Origin of the sequence: Pseudophaeobacter leonis (assembly GCF_002087335.1) — a bacterium.
GTDB classification, from domain to species: Bacteria; Pseudomonadota; Alphaproteobacteria; order Rhodobacterales; family Rhodobacteraceae; genus Pseudophaeobacter; species Pseudophaeobacter leonis.
This window is the reverse complement of the sequence record NZ_MWVJ01000096.1, coordinates 1-13,029: the sequence shown is the minus strand read 5'-3', so window position 1 is coordinate 13,029 and position 13,029 is coordinate 1. Positions and strand designations below refer to the sequence as shown.

Sequence of the window (13,029 nt, the reverse complement as noted above, 5' to 3'; positions counted from 1 at the left end):
GAGAAAACTGATGGAAGTCATTCTGCTTTTTGCCATGGTTGTTGGCCTGATGCTGATCGGCGTGCCCATCGCGGTGTCGCTGGGGTTGAGCTCAACCCTGTTTTTGCTGATTTATTCTGACAGCTCGCTGGCCTCTGTTGCCGGCACCCTGTTTGAGGCCTTTGAGGGGCACTTTACCCTGCTGGCCATCCCGTTCTTTATCTTGGCCTCGACGTTTATGTCGACGGGGGGCGTGGCGCAGCGGATCATTCGCTTTTCCATCGCCTGTGTCGGCCATTTTCAGGGTGGTCTGGCCATCGCGGGCGTTTTTGCCTGCATGATGTTTGCGGCGCTGTCTGGGTCGTCCCCTGCAACCGTGGTGGCCATTGGCTCTATCGTGATCGCGGCCATGCGTCAGGCTGGATATACCAAAGAGTTTGCCGCAGGCGTGATCTGTAACGCAGGCACCCTAGGCATCCTGATCCCGCCGTCGATTGTCATGGTGGTCTATGCCGCCTCGGTTGACGTCTCGGTTGGGCGCATGTTCCTGGCGGGTATCATTCCGGGTCTGTTGGCGGGTGTCATGCTAATGGTGACGATCTATGTGATTGCCCGGATCAAGAACATGCCCAAAGGAAACTGGGCGGGCTGGGGCGAGGTGTTCTCCTCCTTCCGTGACGCCTTTTGGGGGCTGTTCGTGATCGTGATCATCATGGTCGGTATCTATGGCTACCCGTGGTACTCTGCCGAGCTGGGGCTCTATAAAGAAGCGGCGATCTTTACCCCGACTGAGGCGGCCGCTGTCGCCTCTGTCTATGCCTTCTTTGTCGCGACCTTTGTCTATCGTGACATGGGGCCGCTGGCCGAAAGCGAGACGCGGCCGCGCCGCTCTGTGCTGCAGGCACCGCAGGCCTTGCTATCTGTCTGGGTGCATGCGGATACCAAAAAGGCGCTGTTTGATGCGGGTAAGCTGACGGTAACGCTGATGTTCGTGATCGCCAATGCGCTGATCCTGAAACATGTGCTGACGGATGAGCAGGTGCCACAGCATATCGCCAATGCGATGCTCTCTGCGGGCTTTGGTCCGGTGATGTTCCTGGTGGTGGTCAATGTGATCCTGCTGATCGGTGGTCAGTTCATGGAGCCCTCGGGCCTGTTGGTAATCGTCGCGCCGCTGGTGTTTCCGATTGCAATTGAGCTGGGCATTGACCCGATCCATCTGGGCATCATCATGGTGGTCAATATGGAGATTGGCATGATCACGCCGCCGGTGGGGCTCAACCTCTTTGTGACCTCGGGCGTGGCGGGAATGCCGATGATGGCCGTGGTGCGGGCGGCTTTGCCCTTCCTGGCAGTGCTCTTCGTCTTCCTGATCATGGTGACCTATATTCCATGGCTCAGCACGATGATCCCGAACGCGCTGATGGGGCCTGAGATCATAACCAACTAGCGAAAGCTTTGTCTAAAACGAAACCTGTGAAAAAAAGAACGCCCCGGACGTGTGTCTGGGGCGTTTTTTGTAGAGCAGGGTATTGTCGCGCAGGGTATTGTCGCGCAGGGCGTCGACGGGCAGGGCCGTGGTCTAGCAATCAGGTGCTGGCATTGAGCGCTGCAACGATTGGTTCGAAATCCGCCGCCTTGAGGCTGGCGCCGCCAACAAGGGCGCCGTCCACATTCGACGTGGCAAAGATCTCGGCTGCGTTGCTTGCCTTGACCGAGCCGCCATAGAGCAGCCGGGTGGCCTGGGCCATCTCGGCGCCAAATCGCGCGGTGAGCTCTGCGCGCAGGAAATCATGCACGTCGGCGATCTGCGCCAGCGTTGGCACCTTGCCGGTGCCGATGGCCCAGACCGGCTCATAGGCGATGACGGTATTGGCGCCGGTGGCGGCGGCAGGAACAGAAGCGGCGAGCTGTGCCCCAACCACCTTTAGGGTGTCGTCGGTCTCGCGTTCGGCCAGGGTTTCGCCCAGGCAAATGACCGCAACCAGATCCGCAGCCCAGGCGGCTTTTGCTTTGGCTGCAACGCTTTCGCTGGTCTCGCTGTGATCCGCGCGGCGCTCTGAATGGCCCAGAATGACGGCGCTGGCGCCGCTATCTTGCAGCATCTCGGCTGAGGTGTCGCCGGTATGGGCGCCCGAAGGTACCGCGTGGCAATCCTGGCCACCAAGGGTGACGGCGCTGCCTTTTATGCTATCTGCGGCGCGGGACAACAGCGTTGCGGGGGGGCAGATCAGGATCTGTGCGCAGGATTTGCCCGCTGCAGTCGCCTGCGCCGGAAAGGCCTCTGCCAAAGCCGTGAGCTCTGCCAGGGCTGCACCCGTGCCGTTCATCTTCCAATTGCCCGCTGCCAGTTTCTGCCGCATCTGCTGCTCCCAATTCAAACCTGCGCTTGTGGTATCACCGGCGCAGGTTTGGGGCAATCAGGCAAAGAAAAAGGCGGGCCCGGCTTACTGCCAGATCCGCCTTACGGTCAGGCCCGCCTCACTGATGGTGCTGCGGGATGTGTTGGCTCAAGGGGCGGGCATTTCCTTGAAACTGATGGATTCGCCACAGCCGCAGGCGTCTGACACATTGGGGTTGTTGAACTTAAAGCCGCTTTCCAGCAGCGAGGTCTCATAGTCGATTTCGGTGCCAAACAAAAACATCTGCGCCATGGGAGCGATCAGCACCCGTGCACCGTCCTGTTCGACCACCTCGTCGTTCTTGTCCGGGTCGTCGACATATTCCATGGTATATTCCATACCGGCACAGCCGCCCTTTTTGACGCCAATGCGCAGACCTGCGTGACCACCGCTGGTCATCAGCTTGGTGATCTGGGCCGCAGCCTTCGGTGTGATTGTCACTGCCTGTTTGCCGGGAATGCCGAACATACCTGTCTCCAATGCGCGCGTTACACCCTATCTAGGCCCGCTGGGGCTCAGGCTCAAGAGGCAGTGCAACGCAAAACGGGCCACAAGGGAAATGTGGCCCGCCAAAAACCTTATCGGGAAGGGGTTAAAGGGGATTAAAGCCCCATGCAGTTGGCATAGTAGGTCACTGTCGCGGGCCAGTCCGAGAACATGCCTTCGATCTCAACGTCCTGTGCCAGCACATCCAGGATCTCATAATAGCTCGAGGCGTTGTGCACAGCGGGCTTTACCGAGTTGAAATACCAGCCGCCACCATCGGTCAGCGGGCCAGAGCGTTCCAGTGTCCAGGTGATCAGCTTGAGGCCGGCTGCCTTGGCCGCAGTGGCATAGGCCGAGGGGACCATTTTGCCATCTTCCATGGTGACCAGGAACCACATTGGCGGCGCGATGTAGTTGACGCCCATGTCGGCCAATTCCTGCATCGTAGGCGAAAAGCTGGCAGGATCCATCGGGTTCAAGGCGGCATCACCGCTGTAGCGCCCATCCAGATAGACGGCTTGCTTGCCGAACTCTGGTTCATGCTCGATCCAGTATTTCACCACCTCAAGGTCAAAGCTCTGGGCCCAGACATCGGCGGCAGGAATGCCGGCGGCTTTGTACTCGTCGATCATCTTCTGGGCATAGTCGTGCAGGCTAAAGCCGTTAAAGGGCATCTCAACCGCAGGGGATTTTAGCTCGGGGGTGAATTTTGCCCCCAGTGATTTGAACAGGGCGATGGATTCCGCATGGGTCATGGCGGTGGCCCCATCGGTATATTGCGTGCTGCGCCAGCCGGGGTTGCCGCCCTGCGAGGCAGCTGCTGTCAGTGCTGTCTTGTCAAAGCTGTCCATTTTGGGCGCTCAAGGGTACGGAACTGCGCCAGCGTGATGTCCGAGCTGCGGCATTCAGCCGAGGCGGGTGTATCACCCGAGGCGGCAGTGAAGGGCGTGATGCAGGTCTCGGCCAGATCGGAGGTCAGGATATTGGTGGTGGTGTGCAGATCGTTCTGGGCGTGGCGGCAGATCAGTTCCAGATCCTTGGTAAAGGTGACGTCGCATTCCAGAATGCCAGCACCCATCTGTGCTGCGGCCACGTTGGACTGCACCGTATGTTCAGGGAACATCAGCGGCGCGCCACGGTGGCCAATGGAGAAGGTGCTACGGCTTGGCTTTTGTGCGGCGCAGGACTGCAGTTTTGATTTCAGGGCACCCTCGGGCAGTTTTGAAATCAGATAGGCGGGGCGTGGCCCGTAGCTGAGGCCGTCCTCAGAGAGGCTGGCATCTTGGGCCAGCGCCGCAGATCCAAGGGTGAGTGCCGAAATAAGGGGCAGCGAAAGGGAAAGGGCGGTGCGCAATGGAATGCTCCGAATAAGTTGATTTGCAAACGAAAAATCGCGGCAAAAGGTAAACCCTTTGCCACGATTTAATGAAGCTTTTATGATCTCTGGGAGGAGGGTGGGAGGAGGGTCGGCGCCAGGGCGCCCTACATGAACCCCAGCTCAAGACGCGCCTCGTCAGACATCATTTCCATCCCCCAAGGTGGCTCCCAGGTGATTTCCACATCGACATCTTTGACACCGGCAACCGGCGAGACGGCATCGACAATCCAGCCGGGCATCTCACCTGCAACGGGGCAGCCGGGCGCCGTGAGGGTCATGATGATTTTAACCTCGTTGGCCTCGTTGATATCGATGGTGTAGATCAGGCCCAACTCATAAATATTAACTGGAATTTCAGGGTCGTAGACCGATTTGCAAGCATCTGCGACCTGCTCATAGAGCGGGTGCGAAACTGAAGAGGGAGCAATGAGGGGCGTGCCTTCAAGCGGTTCGGAAGCGTTGTTCATGTCGATCCCTGACTATTAATCCGACTGTTTATATAGGGAACGCGCAGGGTAAGGTCCAGCCATCTCAGGCGACAGAATGCAATCTCCCCATTGCAGGATGGCTCGAAACAGTCGTTACCCCTGTTACCACGTCCGGGGCTTGCGGGCACCCGGATGTAGAGGAGATCTAAACCCGACGATGGGCCTGGCTTTGATCTGCCGCGCTTTGCTGCAGGTTTAGTCGTCGTTGATATCTGTCTCGAAGGTCTTCACCTGGCCTGTGGGCAGGGCAAAAAAGCGCCGCATCAAAAGCCAGCAGATCAGCGAGAGAGCGGCAAACAGGAAGACCAGCACAGGCAGGCCCAAAGTGCCGCTCCCAAGCAGGGCCAACAAGATGCCGCAGGCCAAAGCGCCAAACGCAAAGCCCAGAAAGACAAAGCCGGGGGCCAGGACCTCAAGGATGGCGAGGATCAGTGCGGCAGCGCACCAAACCCACCACAGCTCCCAATAGGCAGCAACCTGCTCCATTACTTGCCACCTTTCAGCAGTTTGAAGGCATCGCCAAAGGCCTCAACCGCGTGGGCCGGCAGGATAATGGTCTGTTTGCCCTCGCCATTGCCCAAGGCATTGAGCGCGTCGACCTGTTTCAGGGCGACCTGATACTGGGCGGCTTCAATGCCGTTTTCCTTGATCGCCTTGGCAACCACACCGGTGGCATAGGCCTCGGCATCGGCCTGAATGCGGCGGGCCTTGGCGATTTGTTCCGCGGCATAAAGCTCACCCTCGGCGGCCAGTTCAACGGCGCGTTTGGTGCCTTCGGCCTCTGTCACCTGGGCGCGCCGGGCGCGTTCTGCATTGAGCTGCTGCAGCATGGCGTCGCGGGTGGCCTGATCAAGGTTCACGTCCAGAATCTCGGCCCGGGTCACCTGAATGCCCCAGTCATCCACGGCGTCCTCAACACTAGACTGGATCTGGCCAATCAGCTGGGTGCGGTTGGACTGCACTTCATCAAGGTCCATTTTGCCGATCTCGGCGCGCACGATCCCTGCCACGGTGGTGGCGATGGCAGCGTCGACATCGCGGATCCGGTAGACCGTCTTTTCCGGCTCGGTGATGCGGTAAAAGACCGAGGTGTCGATCTGCACCAGCACGTTGTCTTTGGTGATGGCGTCTTGGCTGGCACTGGGCAGCTGACGCTCAAGAATTGAAATGCGGTGTGCCACCACGTCCAGCAGGGGGACGATAAAGTTCATGCCAGGCCCCAGCACCGCGTGCAGGCGGCCAAAGCGTTCAATCACAAATTTTTCGGACTGCGGCACAATGTGGACGCCTTTGACAACGATCAGGATCAGGAAAATCGCGCCAAGCAGGTAGAGGGCGTTTTGTGAAATCAGTGCAATGAGGAAATCTTCATTCATCGGGGGCTCCAAAATTCAAGTGTACTATGGCATACATGTGTGATCCAGAAACCCTGTCGTCAAGATCTCGGGCTGTTTCCTGTATGGGGCGACTGTTGGGGGCTGACAAGATGGCTTGAGACTTGTCAAAGTGGTTGGGATCAGGCAAACGCGCCGGGTTCTGCAGGCAAAGGATAGAAAAAATGGCGCCCAAAATCACCTTTGATCTGAAAGCCCGCGATGGCAAGGCCCGCACCGGGGTCATCTCGACCCCGCGCGGCGATATCCGCACCCCGGCCTTTATGCCGGTCGGCACGGCTGCCACGGTAAAAGCGATGATGCCCGAAAGCGTGCGCGAGACCGGCGCGGACGTCCTGCTGGGCAATACCTATCACCTTATGCTGCGCCCCACGGCGGAGCGGATCGACCGTTTGGGGGGCTTGCACAAGTTTATGAACTGGGAGCGCCCCATCCTGACCGACTCCGGCGGCTTTCAGGTGATGTCGCTGGCGGGTTTGCGCAAACTGACCGAGCAGGGCGTCACCTTCAAAAGCCATATTGACGGCTCCAAACATGAGCTGACGCCGGAACGTTCGATGGAGATCCAAAAGCTTCTGGGCTCTGACATTGTGATGTGTTTCGACGAATGCCCCGCCTTGCCTGCCACCCGTGACCGTATTGCCGAGAGCATGCGCCTGTCGATGCGCTGGGCGGATCGCTCGAAAGAAGCCTTTGGCGACCGGCCTGGCCACGCGCTGTTTGGCATTATGCAGGGCGGGCTGGAGCAGGACCTGCGCGAAGAGAGCGCCGAGGCGCTGAAAAACATCGGATTTGATGGCTATGCCGTTGGCGGCCTTGCGGTGGGCGAAGGGCAGCAGGCGATGTTTGACTGTCTGGACTATGCGCCGGACATGCTTCCAGAGGATAAGCCGCGCTATCTGATGGGGGTTGGCAAACCGGATGACATCGTCGGCGCCGTTGCCCGTGGCATCGACATGATGGACTGCGTGCTGCCCTCAAGGTCAGGGCGGACCGGGCAGGCCTTTCCCCGCCACGGGGTGGTCAATATCAAGAATGCCCGCCACGCTGATGATCCACGCCCACTGGACGAGGCCTGCAGCTGCCCGGCCTGCTCGAAATACAGTCGCGCCTATCTGCACCATGTGTTTCGCTCGAACGAGATGATTTCCGGCATGCTGCTCACCTGGCACAACCTGCACTATTTTCAGGATATTATGGCGGGTATGCGCGACGCGATTGCGGCTGGCAGTTTTAACAGCTGGCAGTTGAGTTTCCACGCGATGCGGGCCGAGGGCGATATCGCGCCGCTTTAGAGCGCGCGGCACGCCCTTGTTCGCCAGATGATTTAGGTCTCATTTTAGTGGATTTGCGCTGGCGCAGACCGATCTGCGCCAGCGCGGGCTGCAGTCTTTCTCGTTGTCAGGATGCGTTGCCAGCTCAAACGGGCCATAAATCAAGGGGGTAAGGTCGCGAGGCAGCCATATAGGCCTTGAGAGAGGGGCAAAATGTCCGCTGTGGTGCGTTTGGCGTTTTGCGCTTCTTTTGCCAAAAGCGCTCTTGTGGTTCGGAGGTGCTGCGGGCAATGTGTCCCCCAACTTTCAGGCACGGCGGTTGAAAAATGTTAACCGCTGCACCAGATAATGATTTCCAAAGAGGAGAGAGCCACAGGTTGCCGAACATCGGGACCGGGCCCTCTTGCCAAGTAAAGGACCGAGTATGAAAGAGCCGCTTAATTCTTCCTATCCTGTACTACCGCTGCGCGATATTGTGGTCTTCCCGCATATGATCGTGCCGCTGTTTGTTGGCCGGGAAAAATCTGTGCGCGCCCTCGAAGAGGTGATGGCTGATGACAAGCAGATCCTGCTGTCCAGCCAGATTGATCCTGCTGAGGACGAACCGCAGACCGATGGGATCTATCCCACAGGCGTTCTGGCGAATGTGTTGCAGCTGCTGAAGCTGCCCGATGGCACCGTAAAGGTGCTTGTCGAGGGACACGCGCGGGTCAAGATCACCAAGTTTCTTGAAAACGACAGCTATTTTGAGGCCAGCGCCGAGTATCTCAGCGAGATCCCCGGTGATGCGACCACCATCGAGGCCCTGGTGCGCACCGTGGGCGAGGAGTTCGAGCGCTATGCCAAAGTGCGCAAAAACATCCCCGAAGAAGCGCTTTCGGCGGTTGGTGAAACCACAGAGCCTGCCAAACTGGCGGATCTTGTTGCTGGCCACCTTGGCATTGAGGTCGACCGCAAGCAGGAACTGCTGGAGACGCTGTCGGTCAGCGAGCGGCTGGAGAAGGTCTACGGGCTGATGGAGGGGGAGATGTCCGTGCTGCAGGTCGAGAAAAAGATCAAGACCCGGGTGAAATCGCAGATGGAGAAGACCCAGCGCGAATACTATCTGCATGAGCAGATGAAGGCCATTCAGAAGGAGCTGGGCGATGGCGAAGAAGGGGCTGGCGAAATCGCCGAACTGGAAGAAAAAATCGCCGCTATCAAACTGTCGAAAGAAGCCCGTGAAAAGGCGGATGCCGAGCTGAAAAAGCTCAAGAACATGTCGCCAATGTCGGCCGAGGCCACCGTTGTGCGCAACTATCTCGACTGGATCCCGGCGATTCCGTGGGGCGTAAAGTCGCGCGTGAAAAAGGATCTGGGCAAGGCCGAGGAAATTCTCGATGCCGACCACTATGGCCTCGAGAAGGTCAAGGAACGCATCGTTGAATACCTTGCGGTACAGCAGCGCTCAGCCAAGCTGAAAGGCCCGATCCTGTGTCTGGTTGGCCCTCCCGGTGTGGGTAAAACCTCGCTTGGTAAATCCGTCGCCAAGGCCACGGGCCGCGAATTTAGTCGCATCTCGCTGGGCGGTGTGCGCGACGAGAGCGAGATCCGTGGTCACCGCCGGACCTATATCGGCTCGATGCCCGGCAAGATCATCCAGGCGCTGAAAAAGGCCAAGACGACAAATCCGCTGATCCTGCTCGACGAGATCGACAAGATGGGGCAGGATTTCCGGGGTGACCCGGCCTCGGCCATGCTGGAAGTGCTTGATCCGGAACAGAACTCCACCTTTGTGGATCACTATATGGAGGTCGAATATGATCTCTCCAATGTGATGTTCCTGACCACCTCGAACAGCTACAACATGCCAGGTCCGCTGCTGGACCGGATGGAAATCATTCCGCTCTCGGGCTACACCGAGGACGAAAAACGCGAGATCGCCAAGCAGCACCTGATTTCCAAGCAGGTGAAAAACCACGGCTTGAAAGCCAAGGAGTTTGAACTGGGCGACGATGCGCTGAATGATATCATTCGGCTCTACACCCGCGAGGCGGGCGTGCGGAATCTGGAGCGTGAAATCGCCAAAGTGGCGCGTAAATCGCTGACCAAGATCGTCAAGAAGGAAGCCAAAACCGTTTCGGTGACGTCCGACAATCTCGATGAGTTCCTTGGTGTTGCTAAATACCGCTATGGTTTGGCAGAACAAGAGGATCAGGTCGGTGTTGTGACCGGGCTTGCCTATACCTCGGTCGGCGGTGAGCTTTTGTCCATTGAGGCGCTGCGCCTGCCGGGTAAGGGTCGGATGAAGACCACCGGCAAGCTGGGCGATGTGATGAAGGAGTCCATCGAGGCGGCATCGAGCTATGTGCGATCGATTTCCCCCCAAATCGGGGTGAAGCCCACAAAGTTCGACAAGCTGGATATCCACGTCCATGTGCCCGAAGGCGCCACGCCCAAGGACGGCCCCTCGGCTGGTCTGGCGATGGTGACGTCGATTGTGTCGGTGTTGACGCAGATCCCTGTCCGCAAGGACATCGCCATGACCGGCGAAGTCACGCTGCGGGGTAATGCGCTGGCGATTGGTGGCCTGAAAGAAAAGCTGCTGGCGGCTCTGCGCGGTGGGATCAAGACGGTTTTGATCCCCGAGGAAAACGCAAAGGATCTGCCGGAAATTCCTGACAATGTGAAGGAAGGGCTGACAATCATCCCCGTGAGCCACGTGTCGGAAGTGCTGAAGCTTGCGCTCGTGCGCCAGCCCGATGCGATTGAGTGGGATGAGGCCGCAGAAGAAGCTGCAGCCGCCAAGGCCGCGCTTGAAAGCCAGGCGCGCAGCTCTGGTGCTCCTACTCACTAAAATGCCTGGAGGCCTCCCAAAAAGGAGCCCCTGCGTCGTGCAGTAAAATACGTAAACAAAAGGGGGCGGCTCATATGGGCCGCCCCCTTTTCTATAGTGCACTCTTTCCGTCCTGACCGTTCTGGCCCGCTTGATCCGGGTTCTCGTTTGAGAACTCGCTGGTTTAGGCGGCAGTTTGCCTTGCCATTTTTGCCAGCACTGTTGAGACAGCCACTGCATCGGGGCTTTGATCCTCAAATTTGGCCTGATTGAGGATCAATTCCATGCTGCGATCCAGCGCTGCCAGCTTTTCTGCCACATAAGCGGTGCGGTTTGCAATTTGTTCGATTTCGGTCGCGACATTGATGATGCCGCCGCCGTTGGCGACGAAATCGGGCGCATACAGGATCCCCGCTTTGTGCAAGGCTGCGCCATCTTCTGCTGTGGCCAGCTGGTTATTGGCGCCGCCCGCGACGATGGACACCTTCAGCTGTGGGATGGTCCTGGCATTGAGGATGCCGCCAATGGCGCAGGGAGCAAAAATATCAGCCGCGACGCCGTAGATCTCATCTGGCGAGACTGCTGTGGCGCCAAATACCGTGATAGCCTTTTGCAGCTGTGCAGGGTTCACATCTGTGACCACCAGGGTCGCGCCGGCCTGTGTCAGCAATGCGCAGAGACACCAGCCCACATGACCGAGCCCCTGCACCGAGACCGTGACAGTGCTGAGGTCTCTGCTGCCCGTCTTGTGTGCCTTGGCGGTTTGGATTGCATTGAAAATGCCCTGGGCGGTGATCGGTGAGGGGTCACCACTGGCAAACTCTCCCTCTGCAAGGCCTGCAACATAGGGGGTCTCTTCGGCCAAAATGGCCATGTCAGCCGGGCTCATGCCCATGTCTTCGGCGGTATAATAGCGCCCTTCAAGGCTGTGAATGGCACGGGCAAAGGCGCGCAGCAGGGCAGGGCTCTTGTCGGTGGCAGGCTCGCCGATGATCACCGCCTTACCGCCCCCCAAGCGCAAGGCCTGCAGCCGCGTTTTTATAGGTCATCCCCTCGCTGAGCCGCGTCACATCCACCAGCGCCTCGTCTTCGCTGATGTAGGGGCGCATCCGCAGCCCACCTGCCGCAGGCCCCAGCTGGGTCGAATGCAGCGCGATAAAGCCGACCAGCCCAAGGCCTGCGTCTTCTACGCGGTAAATTTCTTCATGAGTTTTGGATGCGACGGCTGTGATGTTCATTTTACGGCTCCTAAGGCACTGAGCGCCAATCTAGCGAAGTGGTAAAGCAGATTTTCACCAAAATATCGGGGATGGCCTTTCTTTTGTGGAGCTTTTCACTATTTTGGAGGGATCAGTTGGAGGGTACCCCTATGGATGCAATAGATCGCAAGATTGTCGCCATTTTGCAAACCGAGGGGCGGATCAAAATGGCTGAGTTGTCAGAGCGGGTTGGTCTTTCGCCAACCCCCTGCGCGCGCCGGGTTGCAATGCTGGAGGATGCCGGGGTGATCACGGGCTACTCTGCGCGGGTGGATCAGGCAAAACTGGGCTTGCCGGTGACGATTTTTGTCGCGGTGGAGCTTGAACATCAGTCGACAGATGCGTTGCAGGCCTTTGAACGCGCGGTGAGCAAGTTTGAAGAAGTGATGGAATGCTATCTGATGACCGGAAGCCGCGATATTGTGCTGCGGGTCGTGGCGCAGGATCTCACTGATTTCGACCGCTTTCTGGAGGCGCGCCTGATGCGGGTTCCCGGCATTCGCAACACGCGTTCCAGTTTTACCCTGCGCACAATGATCGCGCGCAATTCTTTGCCGCAATTCTGATTTTAAAATCAACAAACAGAGGGTCTGCACCGTTTGGCTTTGCTTTCTCCTTAGCCAAAGGCGACATTTGGACAAAGCCACAGGTTAGTATTTTTTAGCAAACAAGGCTGGCGCTCTGCCTTCAGCCCGACGCAGCATGCAATCAACGGATCACGAAAGGATCTCTCGTGTCAGCCCCTTCAGATAAAACCGTCTCTCCGCCGATCGCATTGGATGCCGCACAAGAGCCCGAGAGCAAAGCGCCTGCGTTGAATAAGAAAGAGCTGATTGATGAGGCTGTTTTACGGTCGGGCATTCAGAAAAAGGAGGCCAAGCCCGTTGTCGAAGCGCTTTTGGCGATCCTCGGAGAAGCGGTTGCTTCGGGGCGGGATCTCAACCTCAGGCCCTTTGGGAAGTTGCATCTTAACCGTAGCGTAGCCAAGACGAACGGCACTGTGCATATGTGCAGATTACGCCAGCCCCATGTGGGAAATGCCGCGCGGCAAGAAACTGACGCGGCAGAGTAAATTTCTTCTGTGCCCCTCTTGCGCCCGACCCGGTCTTTGGCTAAATCCCAGCGTGTCGGGTGATTAGCTCAGTTGGTAGAGCGCTTCGTTTACACCGAAGATGTCGGGAGTTCGAGCATCTCATCACCCACCATTCCAACCTGTTGATATTGAAAAGAGACATTGGTGTCAGGGCCATACGCCGCCCTTAGTGTTGCCACAGGGTGTTGCCATGACGGAGTTGAGAATGTCTGAACCTTGGCGGCAGACTTATGCACCATCATCTCGCGGGTCTTGCTAACTCGATGTTTCTGTTCCTCTTATGCGGAGTGCCGGTTGTAAGGTTGGTTACGGGTCAGAACGGCCCAGACGATCCGAGCGGTTTTGTTGGCCCCTCTCGGGCATTTTTAATGCCCTGCCAGGCAAGGATTGCGACTGTTGCGACGCGTGCTGGTTTTCGTTCCAGTAAAGATGTGAGCCATTTACTGGCCCGTTCGGGATGG

The 13,029-nt window shown here is 58.0% G+C and carries 10 protein-coding genes, 1 tRNA gene and 3 pseudogenes; 6 read left to right on the top strand and 8 right to left on the bottom strand.

The window, feature by feature from the left end:
- Positions 1-10 precede the first annotated feature (10 nt).
- The gene (locus tag B4968_RS18250; RefSeq protein WP_083100789.1) at positions 11-1,429 is read left to right on the top strand and encodes a TRAP transporter large permease; all 1,419 of its coding nucleotides are present in this window, start codon (positions 11-13) and stop codon (positions 1,427-1,429) included.
- Positions 1,430-1,568: 139 nt separating this feature from the next.
- Here the strand turns inward: B4968_RS18250 and tpiA are convergent, their stop codons facing one another.
- The 6 genes and pseudogenes from tpiA to B4968_RS18220 all read right to left on the bottom strand — a co-directional run bounded on the left by tpiA (position 1,569) and on the right by B4968_RS18220 (position 6,109).
- The gene (tpiA, locus tag B4968_RS18245; RefSeq protein ID WP_083100807.1) at positions 1,569-2,342 is read right to left on the bottom strand and encodes a triose-phosphate isomerase; all 774 of its coding nucleotides are present in this window, start codon (positions 2,340-2,342) and stop codon (positions 1,569-1,571) included.
- 147 nt (positions 2,343-2,489) lie between these two features.
- The gene (locus B4968_RS18240) at positions 2,490-2,849 is read right to left on the bottom strand and encodes a HesB/IscA family protein (RefSeq protein ID WP_083100788.1); all 360 of its coding nucleotides are present in this window, start codon (positions 2,847-2,849) and stop codon (positions 2,490-2,492) included.
- A 134-nt stretch (positions 2,850-2,983) separates the two neighbouring features.
- A pseudogene (locus B4968_RS18235) lies at positions 2,984-4,197 on the bottom strand (glycerophosphodiester phosphodiesterase family protein).
- Positions 4,198-4,349: 152 nt separating this feature from the next.
- Entirely contained in the window at positions 4,350-4,712 is a 363-nt protein-coding gene (locus B4968_RS18230) for an SUF system Fe-S cluster assembly protein (protein ID WP_083100787.1), read from the bottom strand.
- Between the two features lie 216 nt (positions 4,713-4,928).
- On the bottom strand, positions 4,929-5,219 hold the full coding sequence (locus B4968_RS18225; RefSeq protein ID WP_083100786.1) for an NfeD family protein: 291 nt from the start codon (positions 5,217-5,219) through the stop codon (positions 4,929-4,931).
- Positions 5,219-6,109 (bottom strand): SPFH domain-containing protein, encoded by an 891-nt coding sequence (locus B4968_RS18220; protein WP_083100785.1) that lies wholly within the window; start codon positions 6,107-6,109, stop codon positions 5,219-5,221. Before B4968_RS18220 ends, B4968_RS18225 begins: the two co-directional genes overlap by 1 nt.
- A gap of 182 nt (positions 6,110-6,291) precedes the next feature.
- Between B4968_RS18220 and tgt the strand changes: the two genes are divergently transcribed.
- Positions 6,292-7,422 (top strand): tRNA guanosine(34) transglycosylase Tgt, encoded by a 1,131-nt coding sequence (gene tgt / locus B4968_RS18215; protein ID WP_083100784.1) that lies wholly within the window; start codon positions 6,292-6,294, stop codon positions 7,420-7,422.
- 403 nt (positions 7,423-7,825) lie between these two features.
- A complete protein-coding gene (gene lon / locus B4968_RS18210; RefSeq protein ID WP_083100783.1) occupies positions 7,826-10,237 on the top strand; it encodes an endopeptidase La in 2,412 nt (803 codons plus the stop codon).
- 163 nt (positions 10,238-10,400) lie between these two features.
- On the opposite strand, the pseudogene B4968_RS18205 reads toward lon, so the two are convergent.
- Positions 10,401-11,454 (bottom strand): annotated as a pseudogene (locus B4968_RS18205) (Leu/Phe/Val dehydrogenase).
- A gap of 131 nt (positions 11,455-11,585) precedes the next feature.
- On the opposite strand from B4968_RS18205, the gene B4968_RS18200 reads away from it, so the two are divergent.
- From B4968_RS18200 to B4968_RS18190, 3 genes are all read left to right on the top strand, one after another.
- Positions 11,586-12,041 carry an Lrp/AsnC family transcriptional regulator gene (locus B4968_RS18200; protein WP_083100782.1) on the top strand — a complete coding sequence of 152 codons (456 nt, stop codon included), beginning with the start codon at positions 11,586-11,588 and terminating at the stop codon, positions 12,039-12,041.
- A gap of 167 nt (positions 12,042-12,208) precedes the next feature.
- A complete protein-coding gene (locus B4968_RS18195) occupies positions 12,209-12,547 on the top strand; it encodes an HU family DNA-binding protein (RefSeq protein WP_241525836.1) in 339 nt (112 codons plus the stop codon).
- A gap of 57 nt (positions 12,548-12,604) precedes the next feature.
- Positions 12,605-12,680, top strand: a tRNA-Val gene (locus B4968_RS18190).
- A 166-nt stretch (positions 12,681-12,846) separates the two neighbouring features.
- Here B4968_RS18190 and B4968_RS26410 read toward each other — a convergent pair.
- Positions 12,847-13,029: pseudogene (locus B4968_RS26410) on the bottom strand (hypothetical protein); the annotation flags it as partial.